The sequence below is a fragment of the Novosphingobium sp. BL-52-GroH genome (assembly GCF_044813085.1).
Taxonomy (GTDB): Bacteria; Pseudomonadota; Alphaproteobacteria; order Sphingomonadales; family Sphingomonadaceae; genus Novosphingobium.
This window is the reverse complement of record NZ_CP171152.1, coordinates 3,268,904-3,288,797: the sequence shown is the minus strand read 5'-3', so window position 1 is coordinate 3,288,797 and position 19,894 is coordinate 3,268,904. Positions and strand designations below refer to the sequence as shown.

Genomic DNA, 19,894 nt, shown 5'->3' with positions numbered 1-19,894 from the left:
CTCAGCGCCCCTGCGCGCGCCAGCGCTGGATGGTGCGCGCGACCATCTCCTCCTCGCCGCCGGTTGCGTTCCACAGTTGCGTGAACGAGGGGTCGGCCGAGGCCGGGCGCTTGTGCTCCTCGAGGTCGTCGAACGAGACCCGCATGGGGATCGCGACGCCCTCGCCGCAGATGATGCATTCGCGGTTGCGCAGGGCCGGGATCGAATCGAGGAACCCGCGCGCACCTTCCGGCATGGCGGCACGCACGAAGGCCTGGTCGCGGTCGTTGTTGAGGCGCATCGCGATGATCGTGCCGCATTGCGAAAGCACACCCTCGGCCAGATCCGAGGGACGCTGCGTGATGAGGCCCAGCGAGATGCCGTACTTGCGGCCCTCCTTGGCGATGCGCGAAAGGATGCGCCCGACCGAGGAGCCGTCGGCGTTGCGCTCGTTGGGGACGTAGCGGTGGGCTTCCTCGCAGACCAGGAGTATCGGCCGGGTCTGCTCCTCGCGCGCCCATACCGCGAAGTCGAAGACCAGCCGGCTGAGTACGGCGACGACGGTGGAGGTGATCTCGGTCGGCACGCCCGAGACGTCGATGATCGAGATCGGCCGCCCGCGCGACGGCAGGCGGAACAGGCGCGAGATGAACTCGGCCATGACGTCGCCCACCAGCATGCCGGAGAACATGAACTGGTAGCGCGGGTCGGTCTTGAGTTCCTCCAGCTTGCCCTTGATGCGCAAGTAGGGCGCGCTGGTATGGCCCTTGTCGAGCTTGCCCATCGCGTTGTTGAGGATCATCCCGAGGTCGGAGAGCAAGTACGGGATCGGCGAGTCGACCGTGATCTTGCCCATCTGCTCGGCCAGTCGGTTCTTCGAGCGCGCCTCCAGCAGGGCCCGCCCGAGGATCTCGGCATCGAGCTGCCGCTCGTCCCCGCGCGACGTGAGCAGGACCTCGCAATGCTCCTCGAAGTTCATCAGCCAGTAGGGCATCTGCAGGTTGGTGACGTCGAGGATCACGCCGGTCTGGCGGAACGCCGCCGCATATTCGCCGTGAGGGTCGACCATGATGACATGGCCTTCGGGCGCATGGTCGCAAATGCGGTGGAGGATCAGCGCGGCGCTGGTCGACTTGCCGGTGCCGGTCGAGCCGAGCAGCGCGAAATGCTTGCCCAGCAGCGCGTCGACGTAGAGCCCCGCGCGGATGTCCCTGGTCGGGTAGACGTTGCCCACCTGGATCGCGGAGCGCCCGTCGCTGGCATAGATCTGCCGCAGGTCGTCACTGGTCGCGGGATAGACCAGCGCGCCGGGAATGGGATAATACGTGACGCCGCGCCGGAATCCGTGGAGGCGGCCGGTCAGGCGCTCCACCTGGCCCTCGCCCAGAAAGTCGACGTCGGACAGGACGCCGCCGGTCATCTTGCCGTCCTGCTTCTGGTTGCGCACGCTCGCCAGCAGCCAGCCCCCGCCTCCGTCCTTGCCGACGCGGATCTTGATCTGGCTGCTCACCTGCCCCGACAGGGCGACCGACGGGTCGGCATCGGCGGCGATCTCGTGGAGGCGCTCGAGGTCGAAGGCGACGCGGCTGCCGGCGCCGCTGATCTCCAGCACCACACCGATCGGTTCATGGCCATACCCGTCCGCAACCGTCACCGGGGCGGTGCCTTCCCGGGACATGTGAACCTGATCGAGACCGTCGGCATGCATTCGTTTGTTCAACCACCGGACTATTGGCAACCGATTGCATGGCTAACATCGCCTAGGTTAATTTCCGGCTAAGAGCGTTACCCGAGCACGGACCAGGCACACTGCCTTCAGATGAGCGCGAACAGACGCCCGGCCAGCCAGCCCATTGCCACCGAGACGAATACCGCGAGCAGGCCATAGGCGAAGCCAAAGTTCTCGCTGAAGTTGGCGATGGCCCGCTCCGCTCCTTGCTTGCGGACTTCGACCTGGCTGCTGGCCGAGGCGACCACCCGGCCTTTCGAGACAGCGTAAGTCTCGGCTGTATAGACGCCGGTCGGCACGCGTGACGGCAGGCCGATCCGCGCCTGATAGAGCACCTGCTCGCTGACCTTCACGCCGCCTTCCTCCTCGCGGTAGAGGCCGTTACGGCGGTTGAGATCGACCAGCCCGGCGGAAAAACGCGCCTGCTCCTCGGGATCGATCGCGCCGATCGGGGAGAGTTGCAGCCACTTCAGGCCCAGTTCGTAGATCGCCGCGGTCTTGTCGTCGACGATCTGGGCGATCGGTTTGGTGGAGGCGATCGCGTAGTAACTGGGCGCGCTGCGCAGTTCCGTGCTGGCGACGTTGATCCAGATCCCCGCGACCTTCTGCTTCTCGCGCAGAACGATCGACTGGGTCGGCCCCTTGAGCACGACGACGATGTCGTAGTCCTGCGCCGCGCGCGACCCCTCGGGCGTGAGGATCGCACCGAAGAGCAGCAGCTCGGTGCCGGTGAAGCCTTGTTGCAGGTCTACTTCGTGCTGCGAGACCTCGGGCACCAGGATCGGATCGCGCGCACCGCCGAGCATCACGAAGGCCAGCACCGCAAGCAGCGAGCATGCCGCTTTCCGGAAGGCGGTCGCCTTCACAACGGCGCCACCGTGTATATCTCGTCGGGCCGGTAGCCGAGCCCGAGCGCCATGCGCCCCGCCACCAGCAGGACGATGATGGCCAGGATCAGACGCAGCTTCACCGGGCTCGCCTTCTGGGCGAACTGTGCGCCGAATTGCGCGCCCGTCACCGAGCCGACCAGCAGCAGCGCCGCCAGCACGATGTCCACCGCATGGGTGGTGAGCGCGTGCATCATCGTCGTCGCCATGGTGACGAAGAGTATCTGGTAGAGCGAAGTGCCGACCACGACATTGGCGCTCATGCCCAGGATGTAGAGCATCGCCGGCACCAGGATGAAGCCGCCGCCTACGCCCATCAGCATCGTCAGGATGCCGGTGCCGATCCCCAGCAAAAGCGGCGCGAGCGGGGAGATGTAGAGGCCCGAGCGATAGAAGCGCCAGCGCATAGGCAGGCTCGCCACCATCGGGTGGTGCCGCCGCTTGCGGGCCGGGAGCGGGATACCGGTCCGCTCGGCGCGGATCGACAGGATGCTTTCCTTGGCCATGAGTCCGCCGATCGAGCCGAGCATCAAGACGTAGAGGATGTTGATGACCGTATCGATCTGGCCGAGCTTCTGCAGCAGGTTGAACAGCAGCGCGCCAAGCCCCGTGCCGATGATGCCCCCGGCCACCATGACCGAGCCCATCTGGTAGTCCACGCCCCCGCGCCGGGTGTGCGCGAAGACGCCCGATACGCTGGCGCCGGTCACCTGGCTGGCGGCCGAGGCCGCGGCGACAGTGGGGGGGATGCCGTAGAAGATCATCAGCGGTGTCGTCAGGAAGCCGCCGCCCACGCCGAACATGCCCGAAAGCAGGCCGGTCAGCGCCCCCAGGCCGACGATGATAAGACCGTTGACCGAAAGGTTCGCGATGGGAAGGTAGACGTCCATTGCTGCGTTCTCGCTACCGCAGCATCACCCCGGAGAAAAGCGGCGAATCAGAAACCTGCGGATAGCGTGACGGCGGGACCCGAATCCGGCACCGCATCCCCGGCGATGCGAAAGCGCCAGTCCAGCGCGACCCGGCCGTTGGTGCCTTTTCCCAGCGGCATGGCGATGGAAGCGGAAGGCCCTGCATCCAGCCTCGCGGCCCCTTTCTGCGCGCCGCCCCAGACGCCTGCCCCGATGCGCGTCGCCACCTTGCCGATTCGCACCAGCGGCCGGTCCGCGCGAAACTGCCCGTCGGCGAAGGGCGTTGCGAAGCGGCCCGCCACGTAGCCGCCCTGGGCATAGGCTTCGCCCCTGAACCCCATCGGCAGTGTGAACGCGGGCAGTTCGGTCACCGCCATGGCCGCGGCCTGCACCCTGCGCTGGCCGCTCTGGTCTGTCAGGCGGCCTTCGAGGGCGGCGATGACCGGGAACGAGGGAAACGGCCGCGCCGACAGGCCGAGGGCGGCGGAAGTCTCGCGCAGCTGGCCCATGGTCGAGGTCGTGCGCAAGTAGGCGGTCGGGCGATAGGGACTGGCGAGCGCCAGCCGGTAGCGCAGCACCCCGCCTGCCTGGCTTGCACCATAGGTCGCCGGCATGACCCCCGGCGAGACGAGGGTCCCGCTCTCGTCCCGACGCAGCAGCGCCCATGTATCGGCCGACCAGCGCCTTGCCCGCGGCAGGCCCGAATCGCCAGGGGGCGTGGCTCGGACCATCCCGGCGGGTTCCGGCGCGTAGAAACGCGGAAGCGATTCGGAGAGGGCGAACTCGTCGCGCAAGTGCCTCGGCGTCAGGGCCGAAAAAGGCTGGAGAGGTGCCCCGGCCGTCCATGCCGGCTGGCCATGGCCCGATCCCGCCACCGATTGCAGCATCGGGATAGCATAACGCCAATACGGCGCACCAACGGGCCCTACAAAGTCAGCACGGGCCGGTTCCCCGCCACCGCCGGGCAGCGACAGCGGCCCACCGCGCGAATCGGTGACGAAGCCGGCTTGCCCGGGATAGGCCTCGCTGCCACCCGCCACCGACCCGGGGGGCTGCAGTGCCGCTGCTATCGGGGGCTCCCATGTCGCCGCCCTCCCGCCGACCCAGCCACCCAGCACTGCCAGCAGCGCGACCAGCGGATGCCCGCGTGAAATGGAGCCGGTCGCGCTCATCGCGCCAAGGCTCCCATCGGCTCGCCAAGGGCCGGATGGCCAGCATGCTCGGTCTTCTCCCAGCGCACCGCCAGGCCGCGCAGTGACAGGACGTAGCTTGCGAGCGCCCGCCGCCCGGCAAAGATGGCGATGAAATTGGCGACGGGAATGCGCATCACCGCGCCCAGCCCTTCGACGATCCCGTATTCCCGCGTGGTGAACAGGACGCGGAACGCCGCGCGCCACAGGAACCCGGCAAGACAGAGCTGGATCATCGTATGCAGGAGCGGCGACATCGCCACGCTCGCCGACGCTCCTCCCAATGACGCCAGGGCCAGCAGCCCCTCGATCACGAACAGGCAATAGCCGCAGGCGAGGACGATGGCGGTCAACGGGCCGCGCCGGTCGCGCAGGGCCATCCACAGTTCGGCCGCGCCGCTGCTCCAGCCCAGGCGGTCCCAGCCCTGGAAGGCGATCCCGTGTATCCAGCGCGACTTCTGCCGCACCGAATCCTCCAGTCGCGCGGGGAAAAAGGACCGTGTCGCCACCAGATCGCCGCGCTCATCGCGCAGACGCAGGAAGCGCGAACGGCCGCCCTCGCGCCGGACCAGCAGGCCCAGCTCGTAGTCCTCCGTCAGGCATTCCGCGGCGAAGGGCCGGCCTTCGCCGCCGCGTCTGCGGGCGATGCGGGCGATCATCTCGCGGGAGAAGCCGCAGCCTACGCCGGCCGCGGGGATCGAGGCTCCCAGCGCATCGCGCACGACCATCGCCTTGGCATGCGCTTCGGCGAATTCGTCGGCATAGTGGCCGGCCACCCATGGCGAATCCGGTTGCGGCTCGGGGCAGACCGGCAATTGCACGAAGTCCGCTTCTTCCAGTGCCATGTCGATCACCGCGAGTTCGGCCGGATGGACCATGTCTTCCGAATCGTGGATCACGACGGAACCGTAGCGCCGACCGTAGCGCTCCTCATCCTGGCAAAGCGCCGCGTAGACGCGGTTGAGGCAATCGGCCTTGGTGGTCGGCCCCGGACTTTCGCTGATGACCACCCTGACGCGCGGATCGGCGCCTGCGGCGGCCATGGCCGCGGCGATGGTCTCGGGATCGTTGCAGTAGCACCCGAGGTAAAGCGTGAAGCCCTCCTGCCGCCAGGCCGACAGCGCATGGCCGATGGTATGGCCGATGACCGCCCCCTCCCGCCACGCGGCGATGAGCACCGCCGTCCGTCCGGCCAGCGGCCTCGCCGCCAGGCCCGGCGCGAGGCGGCCGTCACCGCCGCGCCCGGTCAGCCTCAGCCAGATCCAGCACAAGTCGACCCCGAAATCGTCGAGGGCACCAAGGATGAACCAGAAGGCTGCGAAAAGCAGCAATTCGTGCTCCATCGCCCGCAAGCAGGCGACGGCGTACTCCAATGCAAGCGTTCCCAGCACCTTGTCCCCCTTGGTCGCGGCGCGTCACGAGTGATTGCAAGCCCCTGCAATCCGTCGCAAAAGAGATTATGAGCACCCACAAGCATTTCGCCAGTCGCATTGCGCGCCGTTTCACAAAGTTAATGGGCGGGGAAGCAGGAGCAGGCGTGCTGCTCATCGCGGTTGCAGTCGGCGCGATGGCTATCGCAAACTCGCCATGGCAGCACGAATACCATGCTATATTCCACCACCGGCTCGCCTGGTCGCCGATAGGACGGCTGGATACACTGCATGCGTGTATCAACGACGGATTGATGGCGATCTTCTTCTTCGTCGTCGGCCTCGAGATCAAACGCGAAGTCCTCGATGGCGAGCTTTCAAGCGCGGCGCGCCGCAGGCTGCCGGTCGTGGCGGCGGCGGCGGGGATGGCGGTTCCGGCGCTGATCTACCTCCTTGCGGCCGGCGACGCGCAGCCGATGCAGCGAGGCTGGGCAATTCCTGCAGCGACCGACATCGCCTTCGCCGTGGGCACCCTCGCCCTGCTCGGCAAGCGGGTGCCTCCCGCGCTGCGACTGTTCCTGCTGACCGTGGCGATCGTCGACGACCTCGGAGCGGTGGCGATCATCGCGCTGTTCTATACCAGCGGCATCGACCTCGCCTGGGCGTTGGGCGCGATGGCGGTGCTGGCATTGCTGGTGGCCGCCAATCGCGGCGGCGTCGATCGGGCCTGGGTGTTCGTGCTGCTCGGCGTCGCCTTGTGGTACTGCGTGCTCCATTCCGGCATCCACGCGACGATCGCCGGGGTGCTGCTGGCCTTCACGATCCCGCTGCGGCTGGCCCGCGGCGATTCGATGCTGCTGCGGCTCGAACACGCCCTGGTGCCCTGGAACAGCTACCTGATCGTGCCGCTGTTCGGCTTCGCCAACGCAGGCGTCGCGCTGGCCGGGATCGGGCCCGGCGCCCTCTTCTCGCCGGTTCCGCTGGGCGTGGCGCTCGGTCTCTTCGTGGGCAAGCAGGCCGGCATCTTCGGCGCGATCGTCATGGCAGACCGCAGCGGCTTCGCATCCCGGCCCGCCGGGGCGAGCTGGCCCCAGCTCTGGGGCATGTCGACGTTGTGCGGGATCGGCTTCACCATGAGCCTGTTCATCGGCGCCCTCGCCTTCCCGCAATCGCCGCTTCTGGTGGAGGAAGCCAAGTTGGGGGTGCTGCTCGGCTCGCTGTTCTCGGCGCTGCTGGGCTATGCGATCCTGCGCCTTGCGAAAGCTCCGCCGGCGCAGGAATCGCCACGGTAGTTACCAGCTACCGACGTTGGGCATGCTGGCCCAGGGCTCGGCCGGTTCGAGGCGGCCGTCCTGCAGCAGTTCGATCGAGATCCCGTCGGGCGTGCGCACGAAGGCCATGTGCCCGTCGCGCGGGGGCCGGTTGATCGTCACGCCGCCGTCCTGCAGCCGCTGGCAGGTCTCGTAGATGTCGGCGACCTGGAAGGCGAGGTGGCCGAAATTGCGACCGCCGGTGTAGTCCTCCGCCGACCCGTCCTCGCCCGGCCAGTTGTAGGTCAGCTCTACCTCCGTCTCCTCCTGCCCCGGAGGTGCGAGGTAGATCAGCGTGAAACGTCCCTGGTCGCTCGAAAAGCGGCGGGTCTCCTTGAGACCGACCAGTTCGAAGAAGCGGATCGTCTCGTCCGGATCGGTGACGCGGATCATCGTGTGGAGGTAGCGTGTCATGGGATCTTTCTCGGTTGGTCGATAAATTAGAACGGTTCATCGCGCATACAGTCGTCGCCCGGCATGGCTCGGCAACCATCAGGGAGAGATGCGATGAGCGAAGATAGTTCCGCCCAGAGTGCAGGCAAGGCCCCCGTCCGGTTGAATGCGACGACGGTGCGCTGGCTGGCCAGCGCGACGATCCTTGCCGTCGGCCTAGTCATCGCCGGTTTCGCGCTGGGGGACGGCATAAAGCGCGCTCAGCGTGCCGACCGCGCCGTGACCGTGAAGGGACTCGCCGAGCGCGAAGTCACCGCCGACCTCGCCACCTGGACGATCAGCTATTCCGCCACCGCCCCCGACCTCGCCACCGCACAGTCCGGCGTCGATCGCGACACCGCGCAGATCCGCGCCTTCTTCGGCGAACTGGGCTTTCCCGCCGACGCGCTCCAGCCCACCGGCGTCAACGTCAACCAGGCCAAGGACAACAACGGCGTCGTCAGCTTCACGGTGCGCCAACGGGTGACGCTGCGGACCAACGACATAAAGCGCGCCGAGAACGCGGTGCGCCGGCAGTTCGACCTCGTGCGGCGCGGGGTGATCCTCGAGGAAGGCTCGGGCATGGCCTATGCCTTCACCCGGCTCAACGACATCAAGCCGCAGATGGTGGCGGCGGCGACCAACGATGCGCGCGCCGCCGCCGAGCAGTTCGCCAAGGACAGCGGTTCCGAAGTGGGCGCGATCAAGAACGCGGCGCAGGGCTACTTCTCGGTCGAGGCCCGCGACGGCGATTCCGGTGGTGGCTGGGGACAGTCGGACACGCCGTACAAGAAGGTCCGGGTGGTCACAACGATCGACTTCTACCTGAAATAGGGCTCACCCGGGCGAGCCGCCGGCGCATGAAGAAAACCCGCCCGGATAGTTTCCGGACGGGTCCTCCCCTCCTGCAAAAGGTATTCGCCTGCCGTTACGGCCAGGCCGCCGTCGTCAGAACGAGGCGGTCAGGGTCGCGACGACGGTATCGTCGGTGTAGCTGTCGACGCTGGGGCCGGTCACGCCGATGTAGGAGACGCTCAGCGAGAGCGGGCCGTAGATCGTGCCCGAAGCGCCGATCGACCAGTCCACCCCGGTCTTGTCGGCGTTGCAGTAGTAGCAGGGCGCCAGCACGCCGTCGGTGTAGCCGACGTGGCCCGAGACGGTGAGCGGGGTGTTCGGGATCGCAACGTCGACGTTGCTGTAGATGTAGAGATTGTCGTCCTTGCCGCCGTCGTAGAAGTTCGGCAGCGCGCTCTGCTTCCAGGCGTACGTCGCGCCAACCTTGATCTTGGCAGGGCCGGCCTGGCCGCTCACCGAGGCGTAGGGCTCGAAGAATTCGGAATCGCCGCCGCTACCGTTCGGATAGGCATAGTACAGCAGGCCGACGTCGGCAGTCAGGCCCGAAGACACTTCGCCGGTCCAGCCGCCGAACAGGTCGAGTTCGGTGCTGCCGTAGAGCGAGCCCAGGTCGATCGAGGAGCCCCAGGTGCCGACGTAGAAGCCGCTGGCGTGCGAAACGGTGATGCCGCCCTGGATCGCGATGTCACCGCCGGACTGCGAAACGCCGCGGAAGCGGTAGTCGGAAGTGACGGCGGCACTGCCGGTCACGGTGATTTCGGCGGGAGCCTCGGCGTCCTGCGCAAAAGCCGGAGCGGCGGAAAGCGCGGTTCCCGCAAGGAGAGTGGCGGCAATGGCGCCGCGGACGGACAAAAGCATGATCGTTCCCTCACAATTTATGTCTTTGATGCCTCGTCCCACCTGCATCCGCCGCACCTGGCCTCGTTTCGGACCTAGATTGCGGCGACCCAATATTGCTGCACCGCACCCAGAAGACGCACAAGAAAAATTTCAATTCAGCAACATTCAAGACATGAAGTGTGGATTTTATGCCACTTTGGTTCGAGGCTTGGGCAACGGCTTGTGCAACCTCGCGCCGCCGCCTATACTGCGACGCAACAAATGCTTTCAAAGATCCGCACTCTTCTGGGCCGCCGCGACAACAGGCAGGCGCCTTCCATCCCTTCAGGCGAACGCGTCTATGCGGTGGGCGACATCCATGGCCGGGCGGACTTGTTCGAGGACCTGATCCACGCCATCGAGCAGGACGATGCCTCGCGTGGCCATGCCCACACCACGGTCGTGCTGCTGGGCGACCTGATCGACCGTGGCAATCAAAGCGCCCGGGTGGTGGGCCAGGCCCGGCACTGGGGCAGCCAGCGCAGGATCGAATTCATTCAGGGCAACCACGAGGAAATGCTGCTGGTCAGCCGCGAGGACACCGACGCGCTGCGCAGTTTCCTCAAGTTCGGCGGGCTGGAGACGATCCTGTCCTATGGCGTCGATCCGGAAGCGGCGGTCTCGGCCGATCTCCAGGACCTGCAGCGCCTGATGAACGAGGCGATCCCACAGGACGACGTCGACTTCCTCGAAAGCTTCAAGAAGATGGTGCGCATCGGAGACTACGTCTTCGTCCATGCCGGCGTCAGGCCCGAAACACCGCTCGAACATCAGTCGGGGCGCGACTGTCGCTGGATTCGCGAGCCGTTCCTCAGCCATCGCGGCGATTTCGGCGCCTTCGTGGTCCACGGCCATACGATCACGCCCGAGCCGGAGGTTTGCGCCAACCGCATCGGCATCGACACCGGTGCGTTCCTCCACGGCACTCTCACCGCGATCGGACTCCAGGGCGAGGACCGCTGGTTCATCCAGGCCAGCGATTCGGCGAGCCGCAGCGAAGCGGCGTGATCCCGTCATCCCGGACTCGATCCGGGAAGACGCACTGAGCGCCTTGCTCCTGGGTGCGCCGGGGAGCCTGTAAGCCGGGTTCTGTACCTAGCGTGGTCTCCCAAGCGAGGGACCTTACGCCGCGGCGGCAGCCATTCCTCTAGGCGACGTATCGCTACGCCGCTCAAGCGACCAACCCGGGCTGCCTGGGTTCGAAACGAACCCGCCGATCCCCTGCTTTCGCAGCGCCGGCGCGCAGCCCCTATTCGGTCTTGCTCCGGGTGGGGTTTGCCTTGCCGCTTGCCGTTGCCGGTAGCGCGGTGCGCTCTTACCGCACCCTTTCACCCTTACCTGTTTCCCGAAGGAAACGCGGCGGTCTGCTCTCTGTGGCACTTTCCCTAAGCTTCGGGAGGCCTGGAAGCCCCCCTCGCCCGGCGGACGTTATCCGCCACCCTTGTTTCGTGGAGCCCGGACTTTCCTCGCGGTCCCTGAAGACCCCGCGGCTGCCCGGCTCCCCGGCGCGCGGGTCACCTAGCACGGCCGATGTCGCGCTCCAACAGCAGTTCGAACAGGATTCCGCCGATCTCCCCATCGATCTCGCCATCGATGATCTCGGGGCGCCAGCGTCGCTGAAAGGCGCGCACCGCCGCGCGGCCGTCGGTGATGTCGTACCCGAAGCGCTCCATCGCCAGATAGAAGGCACCGGGGTTGTCGTAGAACAGGTTCATCTTCGCGCGCGGAATCTCCAGCGCGAGGCCCAACTGGCCCAGACGCGACCAGTCGAAGTATTCTCCAGGATCGTCCTTGCGCGCCGGCGCGATGTCCGAGTGGCCGACGACGTTGGCGCGTGGAATGTCGTGACGATCGAGGATGTCGGCAAGCAGCGGCGTCAGCGCGTCCATCTGCGGCTCGGGGAACGGACGGTAGCCATTCTCATGGCCCGGGTTGACCAGCTCGATGCCGATGCTCGCCGAATTCACATCGGTGATGCCGCGCCAGTAGGAGCGCCCGGCGTGCCAGGCTCGCTTCTCCTCGGGCACCAGCGAGGTAACGGTGCCGTCCTCGTCGATCATGTAGTGGGCCGAGACTTCCGCCTCGGGATCACACATGCGCGCCAGCGCCTCGTCGGCGGACTTCATGCCGGTGTAGTGCAGCACGCACATCGTCACCGGCAGCTTGCGATGATTGCAGTTGGGGGAGGAAACCCTGCGGTTGACGAGCCAACGGTTCATCGTGCCTCCCCTCGTTCCTCAGGCCCCGGGCAGGACCGCGCCGAGGACGAGCGCATCGTCCGCCAGGACATATTGCAGTTGCCCGCCGATCGCCTTGGCCAACTGGTCGAGCATCGCTGCCGGCGCCGTCCGGCTGGACAGGTCGCCCTCGGGCAGCGTCCCTTCGAGAGCGCTGCCCACCGAGCGGTCGAAAGCGATCCGGGGTCCCGCCGCCCGCACGACGATCTCGCTGTGCGCATCGCGGTATTCGGCCGCGATATCCAGCGTACCGCCGCGCGGCAGGGCTTCCAGGCCGATCAGCGCGAAGTTCAGCAGGGTCTTGATCGCGGACTTGGGCATCGCCTCGCTCGGCAGTGCCCAGTTGAGCGTGATCCGCGCGTTGTTGGCCACCAGCGCGTCGACCAGGGCCTTGGCCTCGCTGATCGGCACCATCTCGCCGAAACCGCCGGCAGCACCGAAGGCGAGGCGGAAGAACTTCAGCTTGTCGGCGGAGATTCGCGCGCTCTGCTCCAGCAGCTCGAAGCAGCGCGCCCGCATGTCCGGGTCCTTCTCGTCGGCCAGCAGCTCGAGGCCGTTGGACAGCGCACCCACAGGGCTCAGCATGTCGTGGCACAGGCGCGAACACAGGAGGCTGGCAAGTTCGAGCGAACTCGTGGTGGTCATGGAGCTAGGTACTTTCCGTCTTCTTCGCACTCGGCCCGCCGGCGTCAAGCGACGACGCGGTGGGCCAATGGCGCGAATCCATTCCCGCTATCGCGCCAGAATGCAACCTCGCCGTCGGCGATGATCGCCCAGATGCGCGAATCCCCGGTGGAATGTTCGCAATCCGTCGCCGAGGGCACGGGATGGCCCTTAGGATGCGAGTGGTAATACCCCAGCACCCGCGGCCCTCCGGCCCGCGCCGCCTTGTGCGCGGCGAGCAGCGCGAGCGGGTCGATTTCGAACCGCACCTGCCTGTCGTCGGCGAGGTTGGCGGCGGGACGCACCACGTCGATCCGTTCGCCGTGGCCCAGGAGCAGCCCGCAGCATTCTTCCGGGGCCGCTTTTCCCGCCTCTTCGTGCAGTGTGGTCAAAACGCCACTTGTCACCTCGACATCCATCCCCAAATCGTATCCGCAATGGGGGCAAACGCAAATATCATCGAAGGCCGTGTCGGCGAGACCGGCGGTCGCCTCGACAAGGCCCTGGCGGAAGCCAGCGGACTGTCCCGCGAGCGGGTCAAGGCGCTCATGGGCGAAGGGCGCGTGCGCCTGGCCGGCAAGCCGACCGCGCAAGCCTCGCTCAAGGTCGAGCCGGGCACGCCCTTCGTCATCGAAGTGCCCCAAGCCGTTCCCGCCGAGGCGGTGGCGCAGGACATCCCGCTCAGCGTCGTGTTCGAGGACGAGCACCTCATCATCGTCGACAAGCCTGCCGGCCTCGTCGTCCACCCCGCCGCCGGCAATCTCGACGGCACGCTGGTCAACGCCCTGCTCCATCATTGCCGGGGTCAGTTGTCCGGCATCGGCGGTGTCGCGCGACCGGGCATCGTCCACCGCATCGACAAGGACACATCCGGCCTCCTGGTGGTCGCCAAGTCCGACCGTGCCCACGAAGGACTGGCCGTACAGTTCGCGGACCACTCGATCGAGCGCGCCTACCTCGCCGTGGTCGGCGGCCGCCCGATTCCCGTCGCCGGCACCGTGACCGGCGCGATCGCCCGATCCCCGCACGACCGCAAGAAGATGGCCCTTGTCGAAGACGGGCGCGGCAAGCACGCGGTCACGCATTTCCGCACGATCGAGCCGCTCAAGGGCGCCACTCTGGTCGAATGCCGGCTGGAGACCGGGCGCACCCATCAGGTTCGCGTTCACATGGCGTCAATCGGTCATGCGCTATTGGGAGACCCTGTCTATGGGCGAACACCTTCCTCCCTTCGCGCGACTCTGGTCAGGCTCGATTTCTCGCGCCAGGCGCTCCACGCTGCGGAACTCGGCTTCGTCCACCCCGTTACAGAGGAAAGGGTCCATTTCGCCAGCACGCTGCCCGACGACATGCGGACATTGATCGACGAACTGCGACACTGAAATCGCTTTTATGTGCTACCATCATAAGGTGGCCACAAGCTAAGACGCCTTCAAGGGTCTTTGACCGTGTGCCGACCTAGAAAGGACGGAATACCGTGAGCAACAATCGAAACCTGCCGAGTGTGCCGGCTTTGGGCGGTGAGCAGAGCCTCAACCGCTACCTTTCGGAGATTCGCAAGTTCCCCGTGCTGGCTCCCGAGCAGGAATACATGCTCGCCAAGCGCTATTCGGAACATGAGGACCCCGCCGCCGCCGCGCAACTCGTGACCAGCCACCTGCGTCTCGTCGCCAAGATCGCCATGGGGTATCGCGGCTACGGCCTGCCGGTGTCCGAGCTGATCTCCGAGGGCAACATCGGCCTGATGCAGGGCGTCAAGAAGTTCGAGCCCGAGCGTGGCTTCCGCCTGGCGACTTACGCCATGTGGTGGATCAAGGCCTCGATCCAGGAATACATCCTGCGGTCGTGGTCGCTCGTGAAGATGGGCACCACTGCGGCGCAGAAGAAGCTGTTCTTCAACCTGCGGCGCATGAAGAAGAACCTCGACGCCTACGAGGACACCGACCTGCACCCCGACGACGTCGCCACCATCGCGACCAAGCTGGGCGTCTCGCAGCAGGAAGTGGTCAACATGAACCGGCGCATGATGATGGGCGGCGATGCTTCGCTGAACGTCTCCCTGCGTGAAGAGGGCGAAGGACAGTGGCAAGACATCCTCCAGGATGACCGACCGCTGCAGGACGAAACCGTTGCCGACGCGGAGGAGGCCACGGTCCGTCACGACATGCTGATCGAGGCGATGGGATCGCTCAACGAGCGCGAGCGCGACATCCTGATGGAACGCCGCCTGACCGAGGACCCCAAGACCCTCGAGGAACTGAGCCAGGTCTACTCGGTCAGCCGCGAACGCGTGCGCCAGATCGAGGTGCGCGCCTTCGAGAAGCTGCAGAAGGCGATGAACCGCATCGCCACCGACAAGCGCCTCCTGCCCGCCGGCTGATCCCCCCGGGCACCCGACAAAAAGGGCCGGGTCATCCGCAAGGGTGGCCCGGCCTTTTTCGTAGGCCCCGTGATCCCGGATCAGATCCGGGACGACGTCTCGCACACCACACTGGCGCGGATCGGCGTTCTTCGCCTAAAGAGGGCCATCACCAACCCAGCAAGGCCCACTCCCGCATGCGTCTCATCGCCAAGCTCATCCTCTGGTTCGTGGCGATCAGCGTGGGGCTGGTCGTGCTCTACCGTTTCGTCCCGCCGCCGGTGACGGTGACGATGCTGGTCGATGGCAACGGCATCACCAAGGACTGGGAGCCGCTGAGCAACATCGACCGCAACATGGTCGCGGGCGTCATCGCGGCCGAGGACGGCAAGTTCTGCTCCCACAACGGCTTCGACACCGACGCGATCGAAAAGGCGATGGAGCGCAACGCGAAGGGCGGCCGCATACGCGGCGGCTCGACGATCAGCCAACAGACGGCCAAGAACGTGTTCCTTTGGCAGGGCGACGGCTGGACCCGCTACGCGCGCAAGGGGCTGGAAGTCTGGTTCACGTTCCTGATCGAGAACCTGTGGGACAAGCGCCGGATCATGGAAATCTACCTCAACGTCGCCGAGACCGGCATCGGCACCTACGGCGTCGAGGCCGGGGCCCAGCGCTACTGGGGCAAGTCCGCCGCCAGCCTGACGCCCGCCGAGGCCGGCCGCATGGCCGCCGCCCTGCCCAGCCCCAAGAAGCGAAGCGTCAAGAACCCGGCCGGCTTTACCCGTCGCTACGGCAACACCATCGCCGCGCGCATCGGCACCGTGAAGCGCGAGGGCTACGACGCCTGCGTCTACGAATAGGCCGCGGTCGCTTCCTGCCGCAGGCTCATTCCATCGTTCGACGATGTGTCGTCCGCAGCGTCAAATGATGTAAAGCGGCCTTGCCGCAAGCACGATACCCTGCCGCCTCCGCGTCAACGCTCCTTCCCTCGAGCCGCACGCACCGCCCAAAGAAAAGGGGAAGGACCTCGCGGCCCCTCCCCTCTCCTGTAACACAGGACTGATCGCGAGCGATCAGAAGCCCATGATGAACGTGGCGCTGACCGCGCGCGGCGAACCGAAGTTCACGAACGCGGAGCTGGAGCTGGGCGAAAGGTCGAAGCCACCCGAGAACGAGCCGACGTAGAACTTGTCGAACAGGTTGGTCACGTTGAACTGGATCTGGCTCTTGTCGAGGCCGAGGCCTTCGAGCGAGTAGCGCAGGTCGAGATCGACGATGGTGTAGCTCTTGAACTTGGCACCGTAGACAAGGTCGGTGAAGTTCAGGTCGTTGAGGAAGCGCGAGCCGGTGTACTTGGCCTGCGCACCGAAGCTCACGTCGCCCACGTCGAGCTGGGCGCGACCGCCGACCAGCCACTTCGCGGCGCCGCGCTCGCGGTTGCCCTTGGTGTTGAAGTAGTAGGTCGCCGAAGTGCCGGTGCCCTCGGCGTAGCAGACGCCTGCCGTGCGCTTGGCCGCGGTGCAGACCAACGCCGTGGTCGCGACGTCGTCCTGGATCTCCGAATTGATGTACGACGCGAAGGCGTAGAGCGACAGCGGCTGGACCGGGCGGACCGAGACGCTGGCATCGACGCCATACTTCTTGACCTTGCCAAGGTTGGTGTCGGTGGCGTTGCCGTCGGGGTCATATGCGGTGACCAAACGGTTGTTGTACATCGAGTACCAGCCGGTGAGCGACGCCTGGACGACCGGCGACGAGTAGCGCAGGCTCAGGTCGAAGCTGTCCGAGGTTTCCGGGCTGCGGTACGACGAGGCATCGTCGGCCGGGAAGAAGAACGAGTTGTACAGCGTATCGGTGCTCGGAACCGAAAGGTTCTTCGAGTAGCTGGCGGCAAGGCTCACCTCCGGAGTGATCTTGAACACCGCACCGACGTTCGGCAGGATCTTGTCGTACTTCAGCTTGCGCGACTGCGGACCGGCGGCACCCGAGGGGACGCCCGTGGTGGCGTTGAACGAGTAGGGGTTGGCAGCCGCATAGGCAGCGGCCTGGTCTGCCGGGACGCAGTTGACGAAGGCGCCCGAGGTGCCGCCGGTGCTGGTCGTGAAGCAGTTCTGCGTCAGGTCGCGGGTGAAGAACGGCGCGCGCACGCCGAGCAGTACGGTCAGCTTGTCGTCGAGGAAGTCGCCGCGATATTCGCCGGCGATCTGGTGCAGCGTGGCGTAGGAATCGCGGTCACGCTTTTGCAGGACGTTGCCGGCGGCATCGGTCAGCGGATCGTTGACCGGGAACACGTCGAAAGGCTCGCCGTTCGCCTTCAGCAGACCGGCGGCGCCGGTCTGGCGGTGATGCGCGCGGTCGAACGAGTACGACAGTCGGATGCGGTTGGTGTCGTTGATCTCGTAGGAGAGGTTGGCGATCGCGACGTAGCGGTTGGTCTTGGTCTGGCTGGGCTGAAGCAGAGTAACGCGGTCAAGCGTGTCGCCGTCGCCGTTGAGATCGCGACCGAAGTAGTACTGGCCGCCGTAGTTGCCAGTGCCGGTGAAGCTGCCGACCGTGTAGAAGCTTTCGAACGCACCGGTGGTGGCACCACCGCCCGGGTTGGTGGTGGTGGTGGTGCCGCCGCCGTTGGCCTTGGTGTACTGGTAGGCAGCGTCGATCGACAGCGTCAGCTTGTCGGTCAGCGTGAAGCGCGAAGCGAGGCGCACGTTGCCGGTGTTCGAGGGGTTGTAGCGACGCTCGAAGTCGGCACCACAGCCGTTGGGCCTGTCCGCCTCGTCCGGGCGGGCAGCGGCGATCGGGCACGGTGCGCCGCCGGCGATCTCGTAGAAGCGGCCGTCCTTGTCACCGGTGAAGGCGTTGGCGCGCAGCGGCGAGCCGCCGAAGTTGTTGCGGTTCTCGTTGTAGTGGGCGGCCAGCGCGACGAAGTCGCCGTTGTCGCCAAGCGGCTGGTAGATCTTGGCGTTGACCTGCTTCTTCTGGACCTTGCCGTAGTTCGCGAAGGTGGCGCCGTTGCGGGCGAACGAGCCGGACAGGAACGCCTTGGTGCCGATCGAGGTGAACTCGCCAGTCTCGACCTTGGCGAAGTAGCGCTGGAACGAGCGGTCTTCACCGCCCGAACCCTTGGCCGCGATGTCGCCGTAGGACATGCTGGTCATGACGCCGAACTTGTCGTCGGGAACCTTGGTGTTGATGTTGACGGTGCCGCCGACCGCTGCGGCGGTCGGGCTGTCGACGTCGGTCGAACCCAGGTTGACGTTGACGGTCTCGATGATTTCGGCATCGACCTGCTGGTTGGTGTAGACGGCGTAGTTGCCGCTGTCGTTCAGCGGAATACCGTCGAAGGTCTGCGAGATGCGGGTGGAATCGAAGCCGCGGATGGTGAACGAACCGCCGCTCGAACCCCAGGGATCGTTGTTGGTGAAGCTGACGCCCGGGACCAGGTTGATGATCTCGTTGATCGACTGGCCGGCGCGCTGGGCACCGATGACTTCCTGGCCGATCTCGACCTTGGCCTTGGGCGAATTGGGGGTGCGGATGCCGGCGATGGAGCCGGTGCGGGTGCCGGTAACGATGATGGCGTCACCGTCGAAGTCGGCCGAACCGGTCGACTGCGCGAAAGCCGGAAGCGCGATGGCGGCGGTGCCGACGGCCAGCGTGCTGGTCGCGATCTTGAGGAGGGTGGAGGATTTCATTTCATGCCCCTGAGCTTGTCAGACTGGAGTGGTCACAACGTTGCGACGAACTGCTGGCGTCGCACGATTGCTGCGACTGCTAAGACCAGTGGCATATGACAACTTTCTGACATTTGGGAATCATTTGGCTACATTGAGGCGAAATTTTGTGACACTATGGTCACATGGGGGATTTTTATCATTAATTTTGCATATATTTCATAATCTTAAACGGATCGTCGCAAATGGCCATGCGGCATAAATGTCACGTCCAACCGAAACCGATTGCTGCAGCCGCGACACGCATTCGCGGCATTGCCTAGGCGAAAGTCGACCCGATCGGGCCGTGTGATGTTACGTCATAGCTTGATGGCCCGCCGCGAGACGTGCCACTGCCCTTCCATGGGCGCTGGACATCACCATAACGGACATCATCACTCGCACGGCCATGGCCACGCGCATGGCCACGGCCATGCACATCATGCGCCGCCCCCGCCGGGGAGCGTGGGCAAGGCCTTCGCCATCGCGGTCTCGCTCAACCTCGTGTTCGTCGTGGCGGAGATTGCGGCGGGGCTGCTCAGCGGGTCGATGGCGCTGCTTGCGGATGCCGGGCACAACTTGTCCGACGTGCTCTCGCTGGTGCTCGCCTGGGTGGCGAGCGTGCTGGCGGCGCGTCCCCCCTCGGAACGCTTCACTTACGGGCTCAAGAGTTCCTCGATCCTCGCCGCAATCGCCAACGCCGCGCTGCTGTGGGTGGCAATCGGCGCGATTCTGGTCGAGACGATACGCCGCATCGCCGATCCCGCGCCGGTCGCCGGAACGACCATGATGGTCGTCGCGGGTCTCGGCATCGCGGTCAACGCGCTGTCGGCACTGCTCTTCGCCAAGGGCGCCAAGTCGGACCTCAACTTGCGCGCCGCCTTCGTGCATCTCATGGCCGACGCGCTGGTCTCGGTGGGCGTGGTCATCGCCGGGCTGGTGATCGCCTGGACAGGCTGGGCCCTGGTCGACCCGATCGCCTCGCTGGTCATAACCGCGGTGATAGGCTGGTCGAGCTGGGGCCTGCTGCGCGATTCGCTGCACATGGGCATGCTCGGCGTCCCCGAGGGGATCGACGGCGCGAAAGTACGCGCTTTCCTGGAGGGCCGGCCGGGCGTGGCGCAAGTGCACGACCTCCACATCTGGCCGATGAGCACCACCGAAACGGCGCTCACCGCGCACCTGCTGATGCCGGGCGGCCAGCCGGGCGACGCGTTCCTGCGCACCCTCGCCCACGACCTCGCGCACGAGTTCGGCATAGGCCACCCGACTTTCCAGGTGGAAACCGACGAGCACACCCCCTGCGCACTGGAAAGCGAAGCGGTGGTCTAGCGCGGCAATACCTGACGTTGACGCACGTTCGCAATATCGATCCAACGT

Annotated in this window: 18 protein-coding genes and 1 other RNA gene; 7 read left to right on the top strand and 12 right to left on the bottom strand. The window is 66.0% G+C overall.

What is annotated here, in order from left to right:
- Window position 1: 1 nt before the first annotated feature.
- The 5 genes from ACFFDA_RS28455 to ACFFDA_RS28435 form a co-directional block, all read right to left on the bottom strand.
- Window positions 2-1,657 carry an ATP-binding protein gene (locus ACFFDA_RS28455; protein ID WP_404480595.1) on the bottom strand — a complete coding sequence of 552 codons (1,656 nt, stop codon included), beginning with the start codon at window positions 1,655-1,657 and terminating at the stop codon, window positions 2-4.
- A gap of 137 nt (window positions 1,658-1,794) precedes the next feature.
- Window positions 1,795-2,514 carry a TIGR02186 family protein gene (locus ACFFDA_RS28450; protein ID WP_404482902.1) on the bottom strand — a complete coding sequence of 240 codons (720 nt, stop codon included), beginning with the start codon at window positions 2,512-2,514 and terminating at the stop codon, window positions 1,795-1,797.
- Between the two features lie 56 nt (window positions 2,515-2,570).
- On the bottom strand, window positions 2,571-3,485 hold the full coding sequence (locus ACFFDA_RS28445) for a sulfite exporter TauE/SafE family protein (protein WP_404480594.1): 915 nt from the start codon (window positions 3,483-3,485) through the stop codon (window positions 2,571-2,573).
- A 47-nt stretch (window positions 3,486-3,532) separates the two neighbouring features.
- Window positions 3,533-4,678, bottom strand: coding sequence for a hypothetical protein (locus ACFFDA_RS28440; protein WP_404480593.1), 1,146 nt, complete (start codon window positions 4,676-4,678; stop codon window positions 3,533-3,535).
- Window positions 4,675-6,087 carry a glycosyl transferase family protein gene (locus tag ACFFDA_RS28435; protein WP_404480592.1) on the bottom strand — a complete coding sequence of 471 codons (1,413 nt, stop codon included), beginning with the start codon at window positions 6,085-6,087 and terminating at the stop codon, window positions 4,675-4,677. The genes ACFFDA_RS28440 and ACFFDA_RS28435 overlap by 4 nt, the downstream gene beginning before the upstream one ends.
- A 68-nt stretch (window positions 6,088-6,155) precedes the next feature.
- Between ACFFDA_RS28435 and nhaA the strand changes: the two genes are divergently transcribed.
- Window positions 6,156-7,358: a Na+/H+ antiporter NhaA gene (nhaA, locus tag ACFFDA_RS28430; protein ID WP_404480591.1), complete on the top strand. Its 1,203-nt coding sequence runs from the start codon at window positions 6,156-6,158 to the stop codon at window positions 7,356-7,358.
- Here nhaA and ACFFDA_RS28425 read toward each other — a convergent pair whose 3' ends face one another.
- Entirely contained in the window at window positions 7,359-7,790 is a 432-nt protein-coding gene (locus tag ACFFDA_RS28425; protein WP_404480590.1) for a VOC family protein, read from the bottom strand.
- Window positions 7,791-7,883: 93 nt separating this feature from the next.
- Here ACFFDA_RS28425 and ACFFDA_RS28420 point away from each other — a divergent pair, with 93 nt between their 5' ends.
- On the top strand, window positions 7,884-8,642 hold the full coding sequence (locus ACFFDA_RS28420; RefSeq protein WP_404480589.1) for an SIMPL domain-containing protein: 759 nt from the start codon (window positions 7,884-7,886) through the stop codon (window positions 8,640-8,642).
- Window positions 8,643-8,756: 114 nt separating this feature from the next.
- Here the strand turns inward: ACFFDA_RS28420 and ACFFDA_RS28415 are convergent, their stop codons facing one another.
- Entirely contained in the window at window positions 8,757-9,521 is a 765-nt protein-coding gene (locus ACFFDA_RS28415; protein ID WP_404480588.1) for a TorF family putative porin, read from the bottom strand.
- A 243-nt stretch (window positions 9,522-9,764) separates the two neighbouring features.
- Here ACFFDA_RS28415 and ACFFDA_RS28410 point away from each other — a divergent pair, with 243 nt between their 5' ends.
- Entirely contained in the window at window positions 9,765-10,550 is a 786-nt protein-coding gene (locus tag ACFFDA_RS28410; protein ID WP_404480587.1) for a metallophosphoesterase, read from the top strand.
- A gap of 54 nt (window positions 10,551-10,604) precedes the next feature.
- Here ACFFDA_RS28410 and rnpB read toward each other — a convergent pair.
- The 4 genes from rnpB to ACFFDA_RS28390 all read right to left on the bottom strand — a co-directional run bounded on the left by rnpB (window position 10,605) and on the right by ACFFDA_RS28390 (window position 12,834).
- Window positions 10,605-11,048, bottom strand: an RNA gene (rnpB, locus tag ACFFDA_RS28405) — RNase P RNA component class A.
- An 8-nt stretch (window positions 11,049-11,056) separates the two neighbouring features.
- Window positions 11,057-11,761 carry an N-acetylmuramoyl-L-alanine amidase gene (locus tag ACFFDA_RS28400; RefSeq protein ID WP_404480586.1) on the bottom strand — a complete coding sequence of 235 codons (705 nt, stop codon included), beginning with the start codon at window positions 11,759-11,761 and terminating at the stop codon, window positions 11,057-11,059.
- Window positions 11,762-11,779: 18 nt separating this feature from the next.
- Window positions 11,780-12,424 (bottom strand): histidine phosphotransferase family protein, encoded by a 645-nt coding sequence (locus tag ACFFDA_RS28395; RefSeq protein WP_404480585.1) that lies wholly within the window; start codon window positions 12,422-12,424, stop codon window positions 11,780-11,782.
- 44 nt (window positions 12,425-12,468) lie between these two features.
- Window positions 12,469-12,834, bottom strand: a complete 366-nt coding sequence (locus tag ACFFDA_RS28390; RefSeq protein ID WP_404480584.1) for a M67 family metallopeptidase — start codon at window positions 12,832-12,834, stop codon at window positions 12,469-12,471.
- A 45-nt stretch (window positions 12,835-12,879) separates the two neighbouring features.
- On the opposite strand from ACFFDA_RS28390, the gene ACFFDA_RS28385 reads away from it, so the two are divergent.
- The 3 genes from ACFFDA_RS28385 (at window position 12,880) to mtgA (ending at window position 15,664) form a co-directional block, all read left to right on the top strand.
- Window positions 12,880-13,824 (top strand): RluA family pseudouridine synthase, encoded by a 945-nt coding sequence (locus ACFFDA_RS28385; RefSeq protein ID WP_404480583.1) that lies wholly within the window; start codon window positions 12,880-12,882, stop codon window positions 13,822-13,824.
- A gap of 95 nt (window positions 13,825-13,919) precedes the next feature.
- A complete protein-coding gene (gene rpoH / locus ACFFDA_RS28380) occupies window positions 13,920-14,822 on the top strand; it encodes an RNA polymerase sigma factor RpoH (protein ID WP_404480582.1) in 903 nt (300 codons plus the stop codon).
- Window positions 14,823-14,998: 176 nt separating this feature from the next.
- Window positions 14,999-15,664, top strand: a complete 666-nt coding sequence (mtgA, locus tag ACFFDA_RS28375; protein ID WP_404480581.1) for a monofunctional biosynthetic peptidoglycan transglycosylase — start codon at window positions 14,999-15,001, stop codon at window positions 15,662-15,664.
- Between the two features lie 213 nt (window positions 15,665-15,877).
- On the opposite strand, the gene ACFFDA_RS28370 is transcribed toward mtgA, so the two are convergent.
- Window positions 15,878-18,496, bottom strand: coding sequence for a TonB-dependent receptor (locus ACFFDA_RS28370; protein ID WP_404480580.1), 2,619 nt, complete (start codon window positions 18,494-18,496; stop codon window positions 15,878-15,880).
- A gap of 381 nt (window positions 18,497-18,877) precedes the next feature.
- Between ACFFDA_RS28370 and ACFFDA_RS28365 the strand changes: the two genes are divergently transcribed.
- Window positions 18,878-19,846, top strand: a complete 969-nt coding sequence (locus tag ACFFDA_RS28365; RefSeq protein ID WP_404480579.1) for a cation diffusion facilitator family transporter — start codon at window positions 18,878-18,880, stop codon at window positions 19,844-19,846.
- The last annotated feature ends 48 nt before the right edge of the window (window positions 19,847-19,894 follow it).